Source organism: Umezawaea tangerina (assembly GCF_003002815.1).
Taxonomy (GTDB): domain Bacteria; phylum Actinomycetota; class Actinomycetes; order Mycobacteriales; family Pseudonocardiaceae; genus Umezawaea; species Umezawaea tangerina.
In genome coordinates this window covers 241,041-259,528 of the sequence record NZ_PVTF01000014.1, presented here as the reverse complement: position 1 = coordinate 259,528, position 18,488 = coordinate 241,041, and the positions used below count along the sequence as shown (strand labels likewise).

Annotated in this window: 19 protein-coding genes; 12 read left to right on the top strand and 7 right to left on the bottom strand. The window is 70.4% G+C overall.

The window, feature by feature from the left end; translation table 11 throughout:
* Positions 1–19: 19 nt before the first annotated feature.
* From CLV43_RS38255 to CLV43_RS38225, 7 genes are all read left to right on the top strand, one after another.
* Positions 20–415, top strand: coding sequence for a hypothetical protein (locus CLV43_RS38255; protein WP_146175076.1), 396 nt, complete (start codon positions 20–22; stop codon positions 413–415).
* A gap of 9 nt (positions 416–424) precedes the next feature.
* Positions 425–832: a hypothetical protein gene (locus CLV43_RS38250; protein ID WP_211304753.1), complete on the top strand. Its 408-nt coding sequence runs from the start codon at positions 425–427 to the stop codon at positions 830–832.
* Positions 833–896: 64 nt separating this feature from the next.
* On the top strand, positions 897–1,322 hold the full coding sequence (locus CLV43_RS38245) for a hypothetical protein (protein WP_106193855.1): 426 nt from the start codon (positions 897–899) through the stop codon (positions 1,320–1,322).
* A 124-nt stretch (positions 1,323–1,446) separates the two neighbouring features.
* Positions 1,447–3,921, top strand: a complete 2,475-nt coding sequence (locus CLV43_RS38240) for a hypothetical protein (RefSeq protein ID WP_106193854.1) — start codon at positions 1,447–1,449, stop codon at positions 3,919–3,921.
* Positions 3,918–7,319 (top strand): hypothetical protein, encoded by a 3,402-nt coding sequence (locus CLV43_RS38235; RefSeq protein WP_106193852.1) that lies wholly within the window; start codon positions 3,918–3,920, stop codon positions 7,317–7,319. The genes CLV43_RS38240 and CLV43_RS38235 overlap by 4 nt, the downstream gene beginning before the upstream one ends.
* 8 nt (positions 7,320–7,327) lie before the next feature.
* A complete protein-coding gene (locus tag CLV43_RS38230) occupies positions 7,328–7,780 on the top strand; it encodes a hypothetical protein (protein WP_106193851.1) in 453 nt (150 codons plus the stop codon).
* 9 nt (positions 7,781–7,789) lie between these two features.
* Entirely contained in the window at positions 7,790–8,107 is a 318-nt protein-coding gene (locus CLV43_RS38225) for a hypothetical protein (protein WP_106193849.1), read from the top strand.
* On the opposite strand, the gene CLV43_RS38220 is transcribed toward CLV43_RS38225, so the two are convergent.
* The 4 genes from CLV43_RS38220 to CLV43_RS47390 all read right to left on the bottom strand — a co-directional run bounded on the left by CLV43_RS38220 (position 8,104) and on the right by CLV43_RS47390 (position 9,711).
* Positions 8,104–8,511: a hypothetical protein gene (locus tag CLV43_RS38220; protein WP_106193847.1), complete on the bottom strand. Its 408-nt coding sequence runs from the start codon at positions 8,509–8,511 to the stop codon at positions 8,104–8,106. The genes CLV43_RS38225 and CLV43_RS38220 overlap by 4 nt on opposite strands.
* A gap of 245 nt (positions 8,512–8,756) precedes the next feature.
* Positions 8,757–9,062 (bottom strand): hypothetical protein, encoded by a 306-nt coding sequence (locus tag CLV43_RS38215; protein ID WP_106193846.1) that lies wholly within the window; start codon positions 9,060–9,062, stop codon positions 8,757–8,759.
* Positions 9,063–9,096: 34 nt separating this feature from the next.
* The gene (locus CLV43_RS38210; protein ID WP_106193844.1) at positions 9,097–9,366 is read right to left on the bottom strand and encodes a hypothetical protein; all 270 of its coding nucleotides are present in this window, start codon (positions 9,364–9,366) and stop codon (positions 9,097–9,099) included.
* 66 nt (positions 9,367–9,432) lie between these two features.
* Complete coding sequence (locus CLV43_RS47390) at positions 9,433–9,711, bottom strand: hypothetical protein (protein WP_146175075.1); 279 nt, start codon at positions 9,709–9,711, stop codon at positions 9,433–9,435.
* A 79-nt stretch (positions 9,712–9,790) separates the two neighbouring features.
* On the opposite strand from CLV43_RS47390, the gene CLV43_RS38205 reads away from it, so the two are divergent.
* The 4 genes from CLV43_RS38205 (at position 9,791) to CLV43_RS38190 (ending at position 15,564) form a co-directional block, all read left to right on the top strand.
* The gene (locus CLV43_RS38205; RefSeq protein WP_106193842.1) at positions 9,791–10,105 is read left to right on the top strand and encodes a hypothetical protein; all 315 of its coding nucleotides are present in this window, start codon (positions 9,791–9,793) and stop codon (positions 10,103–10,105) included.
* A 27-nt stretch (positions 10,106–10,132) separates the two neighbouring features.
* Entirely contained in the window at positions 10,133–11,137 is a 1,005-nt protein-coding gene (locus CLV43_RS38200; RefSeq protein ID WP_106193841.1) for a hypothetical protein, read from the top strand.
* Positions 11,138–11,369: 232 nt separating this feature from the next.
* Positions 11,370–13,058 (top strand): hypothetical protein, encoded by a 1,689-nt coding sequence (locus CLV43_RS38195; protein ID WP_106193839.1) that lies wholly within the window; start codon positions 11,370–11,372, stop codon positions 13,056–13,058.
* 109 nt (positions 13,059–13,167) lie between these two features.
* Positions 13,168–15,564 carry a hypothetical protein gene (locus tag CLV43_RS38190; protein ID WP_106193838.1) on the top strand — a complete coding sequence of 799 codons (2,397 nt, stop codon included), beginning with the start codon at positions 13,168–13,170 and terminating at the stop codon, positions 15,562–15,564.
* Positions 15,565–15,600: 36 nt separating this feature from the next.
* Here the strand turns inward: CLV43_RS38190 and CLV43_RS48740 are convergent, their stop codons facing one another.
* Positions 15,601–16,899: a pentapeptide repeat-containing protein gene (locus CLV43_RS48740; RefSeq protein ID WP_211304752.1), complete on the bottom strand. Its 1,299-nt coding sequence runs from the start codon at positions 16,897–16,899 to the stop codon at positions 15,601–15,603.
* Between the two features lie 111 nt (positions 16,900–17,010).
* Here CLV43_RS48740 and CLV43_RS38180 point away from each other — a divergent pair, with 111 nt between their 5' ends.
* Positions 17,011–17,475, top strand: a complete 465-nt coding sequence (locus tag CLV43_RS38180) for a hypothetical protein (RefSeq protein ID WP_106193836.1) — start codon at positions 17,011–17,013, stop codon at positions 17,473–17,475.
* Positions 17,476–17,540: 65 nt separating this feature from the next.
* Here CLV43_RS38180 and CLV43_RS38175 read toward each other — a convergent pair whose 3' ends face one another.
* Positions 17,541–17,735 carry a hypothetical protein gene (locus tag CLV43_RS38175; RefSeq protein ID WP_106193834.1) on the bottom strand — a complete coding sequence of 65 codons (195 nt, stop codon included), beginning with the start codon at positions 17,733–17,735 and terminating at the stop codon, positions 17,541–17,543.
* An 18-nt stretch (positions 17,736–17,753) separates the two neighbouring features.
* Positions 17,754–18,434, bottom strand: a complete 681-nt coding sequence (locus tag CLV43_RS38170) for a hypothetical protein (protein WP_106193833.1) — start codon at positions 18,432–18,434, stop codon at positions 17,754–17,756.
* Between the last annotated feature and the right edge of the window lie 54 nt (positions 18,435–18,488).

Below are 18,488 nucleotides of genomic sequence, written 5' to 3'. Positions count from 1 at the left end.
GAAGCTCCCTACGTCCGCGATGAAGACCTACTCGATCCAGTCGCCAATGGCCACCCACACCCGGCCGGCCACGTGTGCCGAGGTGGACTGCCCGAACTACCTCCGCGGTTGGCGCATCCACGTCGAGGCCGTTGGGCCCGAACTGGCGCACACCGCGCGAACAGCTGGTGCCCGGTTCCGCGAGGTTCAGGTATCCGAGGGACACACCTACTTGGTGTTCGAAGCCGGGCAGACCTGCTTCGGCGCATCGCGCCATCGCATCGATATCGGTCGCCCGCAGTTCTTTGTGGTCCGGGGCGGCGACTGGCGAGGCAACCCTCGCGGCGAGATGCGTCAGCACACCAAGCCCGAGTTCTGGGTCGAGGACTTCGCTGAGCACCAGCAGACGCTGGCCGACGCACAAAACAAGGGATAGGAGACGACCATGACCGTCGAGTCCGGCCTCGGCTGGTCGACGTTTTCCGTCGACGACGCTAGCGGTACCCCATGCGATCTCAGGTCCTGCACGACGAACCTGGAGTTCGCCACTCCTCGCGCCGTCCAGGATGTGACAGCCCTGACCATGTCCGCCAACGCGCGGTTGGCGCTGCTCGCGGACGCATCCATCACGGCCACTCTGGTGTTCGACGACTCCGCGGGCAAGGGGCACTCGGTGTTCAAAACCGTTCCCAGCACATCGGTCCCGCGCACCACAAGTCTCGGAGTGTCAGGGCAGACCCTCGCGATGGAAATGCTCTACACCGACTACCCGTTCGGCCGCGCACAGACCGGCGAACTCACCCACGGGGTGCCCGGCGTGCTCGCAGACGGCGCCGTCCCCACCTGGTCCTGATCGGCCGATGCCCAGGGGTCCCGGCGCCCCTGGGCAGTCCGCCACGCCGGGCAAGGAGACACCAGTGGGCTACATCGCCAACACCACGATCGACCTCGAGTTCGACCCCGAGCAGTTTCCCGGCCTCGAAGTCGTCGCAGAGGACGGGTCGGTCACCGAGTACTTCATGGTGCACGAGCTGTACTACCGCAAGTTCCCCGACCACGCGACGGCCCGGCAGGACATGCAGGAGTTGCACGACCTGCTTGTACCGAAGCTGGTGTCGTGGACGCTCGAGCGTCGGGAGGCCGACGGCAGCATCCGGCCGCTGCCTCTGGACCGGGCCACGTTCGGTTGCCTGGCAAAGAAGTTGCAGTCGGCCGTGATCGAGGCGTGGCTGGACGCGGTGCAGGGCGTGAGCCGCCCTTTGGACAAGCGGTCGCCCTCTGGCGAGCAGTCGGCGGTGGCGTCGATTCCGACGGAAACGTTGTCCGACAACCAGCCGAGCTGAGACACGCCCTGTTCGTGCTCGACCTGTGTGACCGCTGGAAGAAGACCCCTGACGAGATTCTCGCGATGGGCACCCGCTCATTGCGGCTGCTGAGCCTGGAGCGCCTGGCCAAGGGAGGTGACCCGTGACCAACGAAGTCAAGATCATCTTTACCTCGGAGGACCGCACTGCGGCCGGGTTCGCCGCGGCACGGGCCAACGCGTCCAAGGCAGGCAAGGAGGCCGCGGACGCGTTCAACCTGGAGATCATCAAGGGCACCAAGGGCACAGGCGCCAAGGTCTCCAAGCAGGTTGCTGCGGACATCACCGCCGGGGCCAAGGGGTCCGGCGAGAAGATGGGCCGCCAGGTCACCCAAGGCCTCATCGCCAGCACCAAGGACGCCGGAGAACGGGCCGGGAAGAAGTTCTCGGATGGGTTCAGCTCCGCTACCAAGGGCCTGGGCAACACCACCGGTAGGGAGATCGACTCTTCCATCACCGCCTCGACCAAGGGCACCGGGGCGAAGGTTGGCAAGCAGATCAGCAAGGACGTCTCGTCCAACCTGAAGTACAAGTTCAACTCCTCCGCCGCGGAGTCCCTGGAGAAGTCGGTCAAGGGCGCGTTCTACGGGGTGGGTGGGGCGCTCGGCGCGCAAGCGGGCGGCATCGGCCTGGCCGTCGGCGCCGGGCTGGTCGGTGGCCTGTCCGTGGCCCTGTCCGCCGGTGGCGCGGTCGGTCTCGCCGCGTTCTTCCTGAAGGACAACGAGAAAGTCAGCAAGGCCTGGGGCGACACCTGGAAGGGCATCAGTGAGGACGCGACCCGCCGCGCGGGTCTGCTCGAGGACGAGTTCGTCGACGGGGCGAAGCACGTCGCCGACGCGTGGGACAACAGCCTCGGCCCCTCGCTGGAGCGGATCTTCCGCAACGCCGAGCCGTTGGTGGACGACTTCATCCAGATGCCCATCGGCTGGCTGGAGGAGCTGGCCCCCGGCATCGAGAAGGCCGTGAAGAACGCCGGGCCCGTCGTTGAGGGCCTGGGGTCCCTCGGGGACAAGGTGTTCGGGGCGATCGGCGACGGCATCGGGGACCTGTCGGAGAAAGCCCCGGACATGAAGGTCGCCTTCGAACTCGCCGGGGACGGTGCGGCGGCGGCGTTCAAGGGCTTCTTCGGGGTGCTGGGCGACATCTCCACGTGGACCGCGGACAACCAGACCGAGATCCGGACGTGGGGCGCGACGGTATCCAAGATCGCCGGTGAGGCGACGGACGAGATCGGTCGGATCGCGGCCGCCGCGATCAACCCGATGGGTCGGGACCCGGAGAACAAGGCCAAGAACGCCGCAGGCCAGCCCAGCGTCACGAACCTGGAGAAGGCGCTCGGTGGGGAGAACGTCCCCGCGCAGGGGTCGAAGGAAGCACAGGAGCAGCTCTGGTACGACATCCGCGACATCCCCGGCGACGCACGCAAGGCGGCGGCGGCCATCGCCGACATGCTCGACCTGAGAAGCCCGATGTACCAGGGGAAGGTCGACACCCACGTGCCAGTGGGGACCGACCGCGGCATCGGCGACACGAGCAGTCAGACGGGCTACCCGCGGGTGATCCCACCGACTGCGGCCAAGGGCAACGACCTGGGGGCGGGGGTGCAACGTGGCCCGGACCTGCTGACCTTCACCCAGGCGCAGGTGAACGCGGCGCAGTCCACCCGCGACTTCAACACCGTGCTGGACGAGAACAACCGGCTGATGGACCTGGGGGTGCTGTCCGCGCAGCAGGCGACCGCGGAGGGCGGCAACCTTGTTGCGGCGCAGCAGAGCTTGGTGGAGACCGGGACGGCGTTGACGGCGTCCACGGGCAGCAACACCGAGGCGAACCAGATGTACATCGGGGCGATCCAGCAGATGAGCGCCGCGGGGTTGGAGGCGTCGGACTCGCTGCTGAACACGGTGTCCGGGATGAACAGCGCGGAGCTGGCCGCGTTGGGTGCGACGGTGCGCACGGACGGGCTGGGCAACAGCATCGTGTCGATCCCCGGCCAGAAGGACATCACGATCAACGCTGCCACCACGGCGGCGCAGGACGCGATTTCCGCTGTGCAGGGTGCAGTGAACGCGTTGACCGGCAAGACGGTGTACGTGAACGTGGTGACCACCGGCGTGACGACGGCGGCCAACGCCGTCGCCGCCGCCGCCAACAACGCGCGCGCGGCACTGGGCTACAACGACGGTGGTCTGATCCCCGGCAACGGCCCGGACGTCGACAGCGTGCCGATCATGGCTACCCCGCAGGAGTTCATGGTCAACCGGGAGGCGACCGCCAAGCACCTGCCACTGCTCCAAGCCATCAACGAAGGTGCTGGCGGTGACGCGGTGATGGCGCTGGCCAACCAAGGCGGTACGTCACGCACCGGCGGCGGGGTGGCACTGATGGACCGGCCGGTGCGCGGTGAGGACGGATCATCCGGAAACGGCGCACAGCCGACGATCCTGGTCCAGCCGCAGCTCAACTTCGACTTCGGCGCCGCACCCCGCGGGCTGTTCGACCAGCGCGTGTTCATCGCTTGGATCGCGGAGGCCCTGAAGAACAACGGCGGGATGAATGCCAACGGGTGGAAGCAATGAGCTACCCGGACAGCCCCGACGTCCTGGTCGAGATCTGCTGTGACTCGGCCACCGACCCCGGCGTGAAATGGCGCAACATCTCGGAGGACGTGCTGTGGTCGAGAGGCGTCGACATCACCCAAGGCCGTACCGACGGCTCAGTCGACACCCCGTCGGGGTCGTGTGATTTCGTGCTGAAAGATCCCGCCGGGGACTACAGCAGGCGCAACCCCATGTCGCAGTACTTCGGTTTCCTGGGCAAGGGAACGCCACTGCAGGTACGCAAGCAGCAGGAGCACGAGGAGTTCGGCACCACCGTCGTCAACGGGTGGGGCACGGCCACCAGCGGGCAAGCGTGGACGCACAGCGTCACCGGGAACGTCCCCGTCCCCACCGACGCGGACTTCGACAAGTCCGGCGGCATCGGCACCGTGGTGGTGCCTGCGGCGACCAACACCAGGATCGCCTACCTCGCCGACGCACTGCACGCCGATGTCGACCTCGAGTGCACCTGGTCCACTTCGGCCGCGGTCACCGGCGCGTTCGTCCTGCCCGGCGGACTGATCGCTCACGGCCAGAGTCTGACCGACTTCCTGTACGTCCGGATCGAGATCAACCCCGACAACAGCGTCACGTGCGGCATCCGCACCGACGACGGCGCCGTGCTCGTCGCGTCGGTCACCGTGCCCGGCCTGACCTACGCCACCGGCGTCGACTTCTCCGCTCGCCTTGTGGTGTCCGGCCGGTACCTCACCGCCAAGGTGTGGCGCACCGACCAAGGAGAACCAGTCCTGTGGACCGTCGAGGGCTACCAGTCCGGTGTGCCCAAGAAGGCCGGGTGGGTCGGGCTGCGCACCGCCACAGGCACGGGCAACACCAACGCCAACTTCGTCGTGAGCTACAAGAGCTTCGTCGTGCGTGCGGACCGGTTCGCCGGGGAGATCGCCTCGTTCAGGCCCCTCCGGGACATCTCGGGCAAGTTCACGGCCCAGGCCATCCAGGGCGCGGGGGCGCTGCGCCGGTTCTCCACCGGCGACGCAAACGTCTTGTCCGCGCTGCGCCGCGCCATCCCCGGCGCCACAGACCTCGTCGCCTACTGGCCCATGGAGGAAGGCGACTCGGCAACCCGGTTCGAATCCGCGGTGCTCGACGGCACACCCCTGGACGTGCAGTCCGACGCCCAGCCGAACTTCGCCGCGAACTCCGAGTTCCGCTCGTCAGCGCCACTTCCGACCCTCGGGAGCGCGGTCGTCGGCGGGCTCATCCCGAACTACAACGCCACCATCAACGGCAGCACCCAGCTGCGGTTCGTCATGCGTGTCCCGGACAGCGGTTCCGGTGTCGCCACTAACTCCGTGATCGCGCGCGTGTGGGGCACGGGGTCCGCGCGGCTGTGGCAGATCCTCTACCAGACCACGGGCACCCTGACCGTCGAGGCCTACGACCGAAGCGTGAACAACATCCTGGTGTCGCCCGCGGCACCGTTTGCAGTGGACGGGAAGCTCCTGCGGGTGTCGCTCGAGCTCGACCAGAACGGCGCCAACGTCGACTGGCGGCTGAGCGTGTACGAGGTCGGCGCCAGCGCGGTCGCCACCACCTCCGGAACTCTGGTCGGGTACACGATCAAGCAGGCCACCTACCTCGACTTCAACGCGTCCGCGGCGTTCACCCCCGCGGCGACGATCGGGTCCACGGTCATCGGGCACGTCACCGTCCAGTCCTCGATCACCTCCATGTCCGACGTGATGGACGAGTTCAACGCCTACGTCGGTGAGGCCGCCGGACTCCGCGCGCGCCGGTTGTGCGCGGAGAACCTGGTGCCGCTGATCGGGTACGACCTTGACGACACCGTCACCATGGGCGCTCAACGCGTCTCGCCGCTGCTGACGCTGCTGCGCCAATGCGCGAAGACCGACCAAGGCACCCTGTACGAGTCCCGCGCGGTGACGCTCGCCTCCGCGCCGGTGCTCGAGTACCGCACCCTCGCGTCCGAGTACGCCCAGCAGCCGATGCTCACCCTCGACCTGTCCGCCGGGCAGGTCGCCCCGCCGTGGGAGCCGATCGACGACGACCAGCTGGTGCGCAACGACGTCACCGCCAAGCGCACCGACGGGTCCTCGTTCCGCGCCGAGCTCGCCGAGGGCCCCATGTCGGTGCTGCCCGCGGTGTCGGGCGGCACCGGCCGGTATGAGACTTCCTACGAGGTGAACACCGAGTTCGACTCCCAACTGCAGGACGCCGCCGGGTGGCAGCTCGCGTTGGGCACAGTCGACGAGTACCGCATCCCCGAGTTCACAGTGGACCTCGGGTCGCCGAACATCACCGACGCGCTGGCACGCGCAGCGCTGGACGTGAACATCGACGACCTGGTGGTCATCACCAACGCCCAGTCGTCGCAGATCTACAACGACGTGCGGCAGCTGGCCCGCGGCTACCGGGAGGTGTTCACAAACCTCACGCACGTGATCACGTTCAACTGCTCACCCGCAGCGCCGTACGACGTGACGGTCCTCGACACCGACCCCGGCTACCTCGACGGGGAGTCGACGGTGCTCTACAGCTCGGTCACGAGCTCGGCGACGAGCCTGCTGACGTGGTCGCGGACAGAGACGTGGTCGTCGACGGTGCCGTACCCGTTGCTGGTCGGCGGGGAGCGGATGACGTGCACCGCCTGCACTGCGGCGGCACCGGCGCTCGTGGCGGCCGGGACGGCGGCGCACGCGGACAACGCATCAGTGGTGCCCGGCCTGCCCGCAGGGCTGGCGGAGGGCCAACTGCTGACGGTGCTGGCAGCGATCCGGAACTCTGGCACCGGTGTGCCGACCGTCTCGGCGCTGACGGCACTCGGGTACGTGGTGCTGATCGACGCGAGCAACGTGGTGTTGTTCGGGAAGATCGCCACGGCGGCCGACCTGCTCGGCGCCCCGACGGTGTCGTTCACCGGCGGTGCCGCGGGTGCGACGACCTCGGCGCAGATGGCCTGCTTCACCGGTGCATTGCCGTTGGTGGTGGACAGCAACAACCAGCTCAACGGGTCGGCGCAGGACATCCTCGTGTCCGCCCCGCTGACGATGGCGGGCGGCGCCTCCCTGGTGATCATGGTCGGGTGGAAGCAGGACGACTGGACATCCGTGGCCACGCTGTCGCCGCTCGCGGAGATCGGTGAGCCGTCCAGCATCCTCGGCAACGACCAGGGGCTGGTGTGGGACTGGATGGCCTGCAACGGCACCAGCACTGGCCCAACGGTCGGCCCGTCGTTCACCGTGACCGGCGGGGCCGCGGCGATCAGCCGGTCCGGCGCCGTCTGCCTACCCGCGTCCCAGACGATGACCGTCACCCGCGGCGTGAACGGCATCACCAAGGCCCACGCGGCGAACGCCGCGGTGCACGTCGCCGAGCCCGCTCGCATCGGCCTGTAGGAGGACCCGTGACGTTCCAGGCAGGCCAGAAGATCACCGCCGCCGACCTCAACCGCGCAGCGCCGTCGACGTCGACACAGCTCACGAACATCAGCGACACGGGGACCCTTACCAGCGCGGTCTACACCGACACCCTGAGCGGGGCGATCAACGCGACGTTGGCGTTCGTCACGCCCCCATCGGGGTCGATCGAGGTCACGATCCACGCAGCGATCGACAACTCAAGCACGAACTACACCTACGTCAGCTTCCGCATCAGCGGCGCTGCGGGCACGGTCGCAGCGTCCGACGACTACGCGATCAGCGCCAACGGCACAGACGACCACACCGCGTCCCGAACCACCATCATCCCTGGCCTCACGCCTGGCGCGGCCGGGACGATCACGATGCAATACCGGGTCAGCGCGGGCACCGGCACGGTCGACCACCGCAGCATCATCCAGAAGCCCATGCCCGGATAGGAGCAAAACATGCCGTACAAGCTGGTAGAGCCCACGTTCGAAGCGATCGAGTGGACCGGCGACAACGTCGAGGACCTGCTGGCGTTCGTGTCCGCGATCGTGCCAACGTCCACCTGGACACCGGAGATCATCGACGAGGCGTCCAGCGGCGGCGACCCGGCGATGATCGGGGCGGTGTTCCTGGAGTCGTCCCCGCGCGTCGGCACGGTGGTGGCTCGGCTGACGGACCGGGTGACGTACGGGCCGAAGCGTGGCACGTCGACGGCGGAGGCGTCGTTCGCGACGGTGAGCGCCGAGGACTTCGCCGCCCAGTACGTCGAGGCCTAGCCGATCGGCCACACCCACCCGCGGCCGCCGTCTTCACGCACCGGGTGGGTGGACGCGATCGAGGTGGCTGACTCTGGCACCTCGACCTCCACAGTCCCTGTGTGCTTGGCGTTCGGGAGCACCGCGAAAGGGAACTTCCCAGCCTCGGAAAGGCACCGGCCGGGCACGGCGTCCGCCACGCTGCCGTCCGGGCTGAGGCTCTTCAGGGAGGTCGGGTTCCAGATGGTGTCGACCAGGGCGGCGCCGGTCTCGGAGAGGGTGCCGGTGGTCATGGACACGGTGAGGACCACGGTCTTGTTGCCCGCTGCTGGCGGAACGCTGTTGGTTTGGCAGGCGGGATTGATGTCGATCTTGTCCACGGTGAACTTGATTTGGCACGACTCGATGCTGCCGTCGCAGTCCAAGCCGGACACCTGACCGAGGACTTTCGGGAGGAAGCCCTGCGGGGTGAGACCGCCGGCGCTGGCCGTGATGGCAGGCGGGGCAGGGGTGGTCGCGGTCGTGGCGCTCGTGCTGGACGTGCTGGACGTGGGCGCTGCCGCTGGTGCAGGTTCAGGGGCGGTACCGCAGGCTACGAGCGTTCCGGCGACCGCGAGGATGAGCAGTGGTATGCGCATGCCGGGAATGTCGCACAACCGCGGGCACCGCGTTACCCGAGCGCTCCAGCGCCAGGGGCCGCAGGGCACTGCGGTGCGTTGAGCAGTTGGCGGAACTCGTTGGGGACCGCGATCTCCGCGACCATGTGCTCCCGGATGCGCCGCTCGTGGGCTGCAACTGTCTCGGCGGCCCGCATGCCGTCGGGGTGTCCCCACAAGAGGGTGTTGACCACACGCCGCCTGGTCCGCTCGGGAACCTGCTCGAGCTCCAGCGCCTGCTCGACCATCGTGATGACCATCTTCGCGTGGGCCAGCTTGGCCGCGTGCGTCAGCTGCAGCCGCTCAGCCGCGCTCTCCAAGGCCTCTGCTCTGAGCGGCGTCCATGCACCCGTGTCATCCACGGTTGCACCCGGCCGCCCACGCGGCCATCAGCCGGTCCCGATCCGCGTCAAGGCAGTCGATCGCGAACTCGCGCACTACGTCCACCTGCTTCAGACCACGCCGGTTGGTCGCGTCGTACTTGCCGCCGTGGCTGAAGCAGTGCACACCGCCGACGTCGGGGGTGGAGTAGTGGAACTCCGACACCGCGAGTGCCCAGGCCTCGGGCTCGTCGTGGGTGATGGTGACGGGCACGCCGTTGAGGGTCCGCAGGATCACAGTCATGAGTCCTCCTCAACTTTCACCGGTGCTGCCGGGTCAAGCATCGCCCCCGCCGGTCGGCAGCTCAAGCTACGTGAAATTGGGCCAACGCGTGAACGCAGGATGCTCCGTACGCCATGCCTTGATCCGGCGCGCAACGTCCGGTGTGACGCACACCTGATTACCAACCCGAATGACCGGGATCTTGCCGAAGCGCACTTGGCGGTGCAGCAGCGACATGCCCACCCCCAGCTCGTCGGCGAGCTGGCGGATCGGAACAGGAGGTTCGTACACAACTGTGCATCTTGCCCCGGGCGGCGGGAAGACCCACGCGCCTGGCGGATCTTCGACCGCAATCGGGATGTGCATGCCTCAAACCGTACACGGGCGTGTACGGTTTGAGGCTGAGCGGACTCCCAACTCGACCAGACTCCTCAGGAGGCACGGTATGGCCGTCACCCTCGACCGCCGCGCACTCAGACGCGCCGCCGCCCTCGTGCTCGTCATCGCGACGGCGGTCGTCCCGACCGCCACACATCCCGACCCGGCGCTGGTGATCTGGCACGAGGGCCCCGGCACGTCCGGCCGCGGGCCCGACCAGGTCCACTACGTGATCTGCGTGCCCGCCGCAGACCCCGTCGACGGGCCGCTCACCGAGGTGCTCATCGACCCCGCCGAGGCCTACCCCGTCCCGGACCTCGTCACCGGCCGCCACCGCTTCAGCCAGGGGCAGCCCTGCCCCGACGGCCCCGCCCGCACCTGACCCTGCTCAACCGGAAGGACTGATCCAGTGAGCACCACCTCCACCCACGCGGGTGCCCGGTTCGTCGCGTGGTCCGGGTTCGCCCTCGGGAGCCTGGTGTCCATCGCGGGCAACTGGCTGGCCGCGTGGCTGGCCACCCCCGAGAACCCCCACCCGGACCCGACGATCGCCACCCAGCTCGGCGCCGCGGTGTGGCCGGTCATGCTGCTGATCGCCATCGAGGTGCTCTCCCGCACGCCGTGGAAGAACACCTGGGCGTGGATGCTGGTGCGCTTCGGCGGCGTCGGGGTAGTCGCGCTCGGGTCGGCGGTCATCTCCTACGGCCACATCCACGAGGTGCTGCTGTCGTGGGGGTACGACTGGATCGGCGCCGGGGTCGGGCCGCTCGTGGTCGACGGCCTCATGACGATCTCCGGGTTCGCGTTGCTCGCGATCAGCCAGACCGCCCCTGCGACGTCCGAGCAGCGGGACGCCGGGACGGCGCCCGCCGTGCGTCCCGACCCGGCGCCGTCCCAGGACGAGCGTCCCAAGACGGTCCGGCGGGAACGTCCCGCCACGAAGGCCGCGGCCGAGCGCGTCCCGCTGCCCGCGCCGTCCCGGGACGCGGCGACCGCCGTCCCGGCGCCCGTCTCGTCCCGCGAGGAGCGTCTTGTCCCGACGGCGGCGTCCCGTCCCGAGGGCCGTCCTGTCGTCCCGGCATCCCGGAACGACGAGACGACGGACGCCGACCGGGACGTCCCGCCCGCTCCTGAGCAGCGTCCCGCCGTCCCGGCCGCGCCCGCCGCCACGCAGGACGGGACGTCCTGGGAGGAGATGGCCAGGACGCTCAAGCAGCGCGGCGACGTCCCGGCCGAGGAGGCATGGCAGGTGATCCGCGCGTACCGGGACGCGACCGGGACGCTGCCGACGCCGAACCTGCTGCGCAAGCACCTGCCCATGGGGCACGGCCGCGCGACCAAGCTCCTGGCCGAGGTCGACTCCCCGGACTCGGGCCGCCCGGACCTGCACGCCGTGCACGTCGAGGCCAGCTGATGCCCGCCCGCGCCCGCCGCGCGCTGCTTCCCCGCCCGGTCCGCTCCCCGCGGACCGGGCGGGGGTCTCGCCGACTCGGGGTCTCGGGTGTCTCGGCGTCTCGACTCGGCCCGACTCGCAGGTCAGACCCGGTTTTCGCCCCTGAGCACGCCGAGGTGTCTCGGGTTCGGCCGAGCCGAGACACCCGAGACCCCGAGTCGCCCCTCAGCCCCCTGAGCACTGGAGGAACGCCATGAGCACCGCCACCAGGGCCCCAGCACCACGGGCCGCAGGCAGGCACGCCGTCAGCACCGCGATCGCGGCCGCGCCGTTCGGCGCGGTCGGCCTGCTCCAGTCCGCCGTGGCGTTCGGTCCGGTCGCGACCGCGGTCGGGGCCGGGACGGTCGGCCTGATCGGGACGCGCGCCGTCCTGCGCACCAAGCCCGTCCTGGGACGCGGGACGACGGGACGACGCGCCGGGATGGGCGTGGGAGGCGGGACGTCCCGGCGCAGGCTGCTCGGCGGGACGCCCGGCTCCCGCGTCCCAGGACGCGGGCGGGCGGGACGTCTGGGTGCCGCGCTCGCGGGACGACGCGGGGCGGCCTCATCCCGGCACGCCGCCGGGGCGGGACGTGGGACGGGAGGGAAGCGTCCCGTCCCGGTCGGCGCCGGGGCGCGGTCGGGGGCTGCCGGGACGTCCCGGTCGAACTCGTCCCGTCCCGCCGGTGGGCGCGGGGCGGGACGTCCTGGCACCGGCGGGACGGGACGCAAGGGCGGGACGGGACGGCCGTCCGGCGCGACCGGCACGTCCGGGACGGGACGCGGCGGGAAGGGCTCGAAGGGGCCGTCCCGTCTCGGTCGGGCAGCGCGGGCGGCGGGACGGGCGGCACGCGGGACGGGGCGCCTGCTGGGCCGGGTCGCCGGGCGGCCGGGCAGCCGCCGCCGGGACGGGACGGCACCGGGCGGCAAGAGCAAGGGCCGTGGCAAGGGCGGCGGGAAGATCACCGGCACGACGTCGCGCCGCTCCGGTCTGCTCCGGCGCGGACTGGCCCGGCTGTTCCGCGGCTCCGCGAAGGCGGCGAAGGCGGCGAAGGCGGCGAAGGCGGCCCACAAGAACAGCAAGCGCAACGCCCGCAAGAAGCGCCGCAAGCTCTACCGCAAGCTGTGGCGGATGTTCAAGAGGCGCATGGCCGGGCGCCCGCTGCGCCAGAACGACCGGTGGTGGCAGCGCTGGCTGCTGGGCCGCCTGCTCGACCGCGTCGGCCGCGGTGTGGCGTTCGGGTACCGGCGGGGCCGCAACACCAGCCTGTTCCTGGCGGCGCTGGCGTCGGTGTGCTCGGCGGCGTGGATGCAGTCCGCGCAGCGCGCCGGGATCCGCCTGCTGGCCGTCCGGACCGCATCCGTCCGCGCGCTCGCCGTCCCGTTCGACGGCTTGCGCCCGGAGCTGCGGCGCCTGTTGGTCGCCGTCGGCGTCGGCCTGCGCCCTTGGGCCTACCTGCCCACCACACCGTTCATCCCGCCCGCTCTCGTCGAGCCGGCGGCCGCACGACCGAGGAGCACCATGACCGACCTGTCCGACGTCCATATCGCGACCAACCTCCGCCCGCTGATCGAGGCGATCCGCGAAGGCGGCCCGCTGGGCGGCGGCGAGGCCCCGCACGCGCTGACCGTCTACAAGTGGCACATGGACCTGCAGGAGCTGTACGAGGCGCTCGCCGACCGGGTCGCGGCAGACGCCCAGATCGCGGCCGAGACGCTGCCGGTCTCCGGGGGCGCCCACGAGATCACCGCGTCCTTCGGCCCCTCGGCACAGGGCATGGCCGCTGACATCCAGGAGGGCACCGAGGCGTGGGTGGGTGCCAACGGGACCCGCCTCGAGCGGCTGCTCGACGACGAGGCGAACAAGGAGCTGTGGGACCACAGCACGCGTCCGGACGCCTGACCCAGCCCGTGCTCGCCGAGCCCGCCGGCCCTGCTTCCGGGGCTGGCGGGCTGTTCACCACCCGGATCGACTACCGACAGGAGGGGCCGTCGTGCCTGACCATGACACCGTGACCGCCGACGAAGAGCACGACGACGAGCAGCTGCTCGACGAGCAGCCGCTGCCGGAGACCGCGCCGCTGCCGCGCAAGTCCACGCCGCGCGGCGGACGGCTGCCGGTGTGGCAGACCCTGGCCCGCGATGGCCTGCCGCACCCGTGCTGGTGGCACCCGCTCAACGTCACCACCTGGACCGGCGCGGCTGGCATCGGGATCGATCACCTGGACCTGTCGACACCGACCCTGGCGATCGGCGTCGGCGTCGCCGGGTTTCTCGGCATGGGCGTCGGCGCCGCGGTGGTCGACGGGTCGTCGGACACCACCGAGCAGTACGTGCACCCCAGCGGCTACCTCGGCGGCGTCACCGGCCTGGCGATGGGCGCTTGGGCGTGGATCGCGTCGGCAAGCGACATGTTCAACGACATGTGGCAGCCCGCACCTCTGCTCGGCTTGGTCGCGGGCGGGGTCGCGTTCGGCGCCGCATACACCCAGCTGCGCTACCGCGTCGCCTCCGCCCGTGACCCGCGCTCCCGCATCCACTACCGCAACAAGGAGGTGAAGGCGACCGGCACGTGGGGCGAGATCATGGCCAGGGCCGGGTTCGGCGCGACCACCCTGCACCACGGGCCGGAAGACAACTGGTCCGGCTACACGGTGTGGATCCGGCTGGATCCGGAGCGCACCGACACCGCCCGCTCGGTCGTCGCTGCCAAGGGCAAGATCGTCGGCATCGCCGCCCGCGTGCTCGGCGAGGACGGCGTGCAGATCGGCGACGACGACATCACGATCACCCCGACCGAGAACGCCATGATCGTGGCCATCCGGGTCCGACTGCGTCGCGTGCTCACCGAGACCATCCAGCCGCCCGAGGAGGTCCAGCCGGTCGACGACCCGACCGAGCCACTGGACCTCGGCCGGTGGGAGGACGGCAAGCTGATCGACCCGTCCGAGTCCGGACCGCACGGGTGCGCAGTGGGCGCGTCCGGCTCGGGCAAGTCCACCTACGAGCACGGCCTCACCGCGCAGCTCTCGCGCCGCGCGCACGTGCTCAACCTGGCCGCGGGCGTGTCGAAGTTCGAGTCGTTCATCTGGCCGTTCATCCAGCCGCTGGTCGACGGGCGGGTCGGGCGCCCGGTGTACGCGATGATCGGCGGCGGCTCCAGCGGCAGCGAGGCGGACTTCTGGTCCGCGATCCGGGTCGTGGCCGCCGGGCACGCGCTGATGACCTACCGCATGTCCTCGCCCGACACACCGCGCGACGGCGGCAACCTGGTCGTCTCCGCCGAGCACCCGCGGGTGCTGATCCAGCTGGACGAGGTCGACGCGTTGACCTCGTTCAAGCTGCCCAACGCCCAGGGCGGTCTGACGAGGCCGAAGTTCCGGCTGCCCAGCGGCCAGCTGCTCGACGTCTGGGACATGATCATGGACATCGGGTCCAAGGGCCGCTCCGAGGGCGTGGAACTTGAGGTGTCCACGCAGCGGCTGACGGACAAGTTCTGGGGCGTGCCGGTGCGCGACTTCCTGTCCAACGTCGCCCGCCGGGCCGCGTTCTACTCGGCGTCCAGGCACGACGCTGGCGAGATGCTCAAGGGCACCAAGCTCGACGCGCTGGCGTTGCGCAACAACGCGATGTACCTGGCGGTCAGCTCGGACGCGCCGCCCAGCCAGGGCAAGGCCTGCTACTACACCAAGGAGTTGATCGCGGAGTTCGCGATGCGCGCCGACGAGTCCGACACCATCGGCACCCTGAACGCGCAGGAGGCCGCCGCGCTGGGCGACCTGTGGACCGGCCGTTGGAACCCTGACCGGATCGCCTCGATCCTTGCCTACTTCCAGGCCGCGGACTCGCCGACCTTCTCCGCGTTCATCGACGCCCACCGGACCGACGGGAAGACCTCGATCCCCACCACGGGCCCGGCCAGCGCCCCGCCGAAGCCGGACGCGGGCGCAGCGAAGGGCGGGCGGCAGCAGCTGCGCGACGCCATCAAGAAGGTCAAGCGCGAGACCGCGGCGACCGACGCCGCGGCAGCCGGGGTCGGACGCCGGGACCAGATGTCCGACGACCTGGCCGCGCTGTGGGACCTGCCTGCGGTCGAGGAGTCCCAGCGCAACATCACCCCGCCCGCGCCCGCCCAGGCGCAGGGCTCGCTGTCGGTGGTCGACGCCGTGCTGGCGCTGTTCGCCGACGACGAGACCGGCCACGTGTCGACCGCGGACCTGGCCGAGCGGCTCGGCCGGGTGCCTGACGGGGCGAGCGACGCGCAGCGGCAGGCGATCGTGGCCGCGCTAGCACGGGAGATCAGCGACGCGACCGGGCTGCCCTCCGAGCAGCGCCGCAACGTCGACCGCTACCCCGACCGCACCCGCGGGTTTCTCCTCGAGGAGCTGCGCCAGTTCGGCTCCGCATAGCCGACGCCACACGGTGCTGCGATGTCGGCCTGAACCTCACCACCACATCCCCTTGGTGTTCTCGTCCACGATCACCCCGGTAACGATGGTCTTGTCGTCGTATACCGCGTCGTTGAGGTACGCGCCTCTGAGGTCCGCGTCGGTGAGGTCCGCGTGGGTGAGGTCCGCGTGGGTGAGGTCCGCGCGGGCGAGGTCCGCGCCGGTGAGGTTCGCGTCGACGAGGTACGCGCGGGTGAGGTCCGCGCGGGTGAGGTCCGCGTGGGTGAGGTCCGCACGGGCGAGGTTCGCGCCGGTGAGGTTCGCGTCGACGAGGTCCGCGCCGGTGAGGTTCGCGCCGGTGAGGTTCGCGCGGGCGTACGCGCGGGTGAGGTCCGCGCGGGTGAGGTGCGCGCCGGCGAGGCGCGCGCCAGTGAGGTCCGCGCGGACGAGGTTCGCGCCGATGAGGCGCGCGCGGACGAGGTTCGCGCCGGTGAGGCGCGCGTCGATGAGGTATGCGTTGGTGAGGTTCGCGAATCCGAGGCTCGCGTAGGTGAGGTCCGCGAATCCGAGTCTCGCGCTGGTGAGGTCCGCGTCGGTGAGGTCCGCGCGGGCGAGGTTCGCGCGAGTGAGGTTCGCACCGATTAGATCGGCGCGGCTGAGTAGGATCGGCAGCGCTGTCCAGCCTTGCTCGGCTTCGGGGTGGTGGCGGGTGAGGATGTCCAGTGCCGTCTGTCGTGTCTCGCGCTCTTGGTCGTACAGGGCTTGGGCGAGTGCGTGTGCTTCGAGTTGCTCTGCCGTGGAGTCTTCAGGTAGCTCGCGGGGTTTGGGGTGGGGCATGCGTAGGTAGGCGCACAGCAGGTTGCCGATCGCCTCCTGCTGGCCCGGCGTGCTCTGACCGAGGCGCTCCAGCGCGTACAACCCGGCCAACCGGACCGCGGCCTTCTCCGAGCCCAGTTGGTCAGAGGCTTTGGCGTACAACTCGGTGATCCGCCGCTCCGCCGCATCCCGCTCGGTAGCCTCCGCGACCCGCTCGGCGTGGGCTTGGACTTTCTCGCGTTGTGCGAGTTCGAGCTCCTGGGTGCGTTGGCGTCGCGCGGCCAAGTAGAGGGCGAACAGCCCACCGCCGCCGACGGCAACCGACGCAGCGAGCTTGAACACCTCCAGCACCGCGGTGGCCCGCTGCTCCTGCTTCAGCTGCAGGCTGTTGACCCAGTTCCACAGCAGCAGCGACGCCACCGCGGTCACGGCCAGCACCACCACCGCGACCACCGGGACGGTCCATTGCGGCAACGGCGGCCGCACCACCCCTGCTGCCGGTGTGGGTGTGCTGGCGGTGCTGTCCTCGGAGTCGACCATGCCTCTACCTTCGTGCCTCCCGGCCCTAGCGCTACATCAACCCTCGACCCGGTCGTCGTGCTGGGCAGGTCGCATAGGCTGCCCGTCGCAGCTAACCAGAGGAGTAACCGCATGGTCAGGACCGTCGACCCCACCCGCGTTGAGCAGGACGCCCGGACTCGTTGGGCCGATCGGGATGTCGAGCCCGCGCCGGTACGCGACGACGACGGCCGTCTGGTCGCGGTGCCGCCGTCCGAGCGGCTGTCCGGGATCTCTCGGGCTGCCAGGATCATCTCGGTGTCCGACAGCCTGGCCGAAGCGGTCGCCGCGCTGCTGCGGGCGGACGGGGTGGAGGCCGTGGTCGACCACGTGCGGGTGGACCCCGGTCACGGCGACCACCAGGTCATGGCACTGCGCGGGCCGGGCGGGCAGGTGGTGCCGCTGCAGCCGGGCGGGACCACGGTCCGGGTCTACCCGCCCAGCGACGACATCCAGCTGACCGGCGAGCCGGTCGCCGCGGCGGACGTGGCAGCCGAACCGGACGGATGGGTGACCGCGGCGACGATCGCCGCGGCGCTGCGCGAGCACCTGGCCTAACCAGACGACGAAGGGCCCCACACCGAGCGGTGCGGGGCCCTTCGTGCTGCACGGCACTGGCGGATCTAACGCCCCCACACCGCGGCAATCCGGGCCAGCAGCTCCCGGTCCAATACCGCGACCGTCGCCGTCCGGTCCTGGCCGAGACGGTGGGCGGCGCCCAACCCCTCGAGGTCGCCGAGCGCTACCTGGACCGCGCGCGAGGCCAGATGTCCCTTCTCGCGGTGCGGCCCGCCGCCCCACGGGATCGCCTTGGCCATCGCGTCCCGCAGCGTCGCTCACCGGCGCGGCTGCCGGGCGTCGAGGTCTGCGCCGGTGATCAGGCCGACCAGGTCGACCTCGGGGTGTGCGGTCACCGCGGCGGTGACGGTCTCGTCCGAGGGGTGCTCGGTCGTCAGCACGCTGTGGCGGACCGCGAGGACGGCCGTTCCGTCGTCGTGCTGGCGGGTGTCGACATACCGGTCGAGTTCGGCAGGGAGTTGGCGGACGAGGTCGTCCAGCACCGCCGAGCCGGGCGTGTGGCGCACGAGCACGTAGGTCATGCCGATCACGTCGGCGTGGCCGTGCCGCTCGTCCCGCCGGGCGTCGCACGCCGTGCTGTGGCCGGAGGCCTCGCTGGTGCCCTCGTCGACGAGGCGGCACGGGGCGCAGCAGTACCGGGTGCCGAGAGACATCAGCCGCTCGCACCCGGTGTTGAAGCACTCGGTGAGCTGCGGTGGCAGCAGGACCCTCGTGTCCTCGTCGGGCTGGTAGACGGTGCACGGGCATGACGCGACTCGCGGGTCGACGTCGGGCCCGGTATCGCTGACGTTGCGGCACAGCGTCGCGCGCTGGTTGGACAGCTCGCACAGGTCCTCGGAGCAGCACTCGCAGCGCGGGCACGGCGGCGAGGCAGGGCGGACCCACCGGTGCCCCTCGGGGGCTTCGAGGTGCAGCGGGGGCAGGTCGGGGTGGCTCATCGTCGTCTCCGGGTGGTCGTGGGCCGGTGAGGGGACCTCCCCCGCGGGTGCGGG

Coding starts and splice junctions, on each gene's coding strand:
- CLV43_RS48740 (WP_211304752.1), bottom strand. CDS start 16,899: ATGGTCGACTCCGAGGACAGCACCGCCAGCACACCCACACCGGCAGCA.
- CLV43_RS38225 (WP_106193849.1), top strand. CDS start 7,790: ATGCCGTACAAGCTGGTAGAGCCCACGTTCGAAGCGATCGAGTGGACC.
- CLV43_RS38175 (WP_106193834.1), bottom strand. CDS start 17,735: ATGGCCAAGGCGATCCCGTGGGGCGGCGGGCCGCACCGCGAGAAGGGA.
- CLV43_RS38205 (WP_106193842.1), top strand. CDS start 9,791: ATGGCCGTCACCCTCGACCGCCGCGCACTCAGACGCGCCGCCGCCCTC.
- CLV43_RS38250 (WP_211304753.1), top strand. CDS start 425: ATGACCGTCGAGTCCGGCCTCGGCTGGTCGACGTTTTCCGTCGACGAC.
- CLV43_RS38180 (WP_106193836.1), top strand. CDS start 17,011: ATGGTCAGGACCGTCGACCCCACCCGCGTTGAGCAGGACGCCCGGACT.
- CLV43_RS38255 (WP_146175076.1), top strand. CDS start 20: ATGAAGACCTACTCGATCCAGTCGCCAATGGCCACCCACACCCGGCCG.
- CLV43_RS38235 (WP_106193852.1), top strand. CDS start 3,918: ATGAGCTACCCGGACAGCCCCGACGTCCTGGTCGAGATCTGCTGTGAC.
- CLV43_RS38195 (WP_106193839.1), top strand. CDS start 11,370: ATGAGCACCGCCACCAGGGCCCCAGCACCACGGGCCGCAGGCAGGCAC.
- CLV43_RS47390 (WP_146175075.1), bottom strand. CDS start 9,711: ATGCACATCCCGATTGCGGTCGAAGATCCGCCAGGCGCGTGGGTCTTC.
- CLV43_RS38170 (WP_106193833.1), bottom strand. CDS start 18,434: ATGAGCCACCCCGACCTGCCCCCGCTGCACCTCGAAGCCCCCGAGGGG.
- CLV43_RS38210 (WP_106193844.1), bottom strand. CDS start 9,366: ATGACTGTGATCCTGCGGACCCTCAACGGCGTGCCCGTCACCATCACC.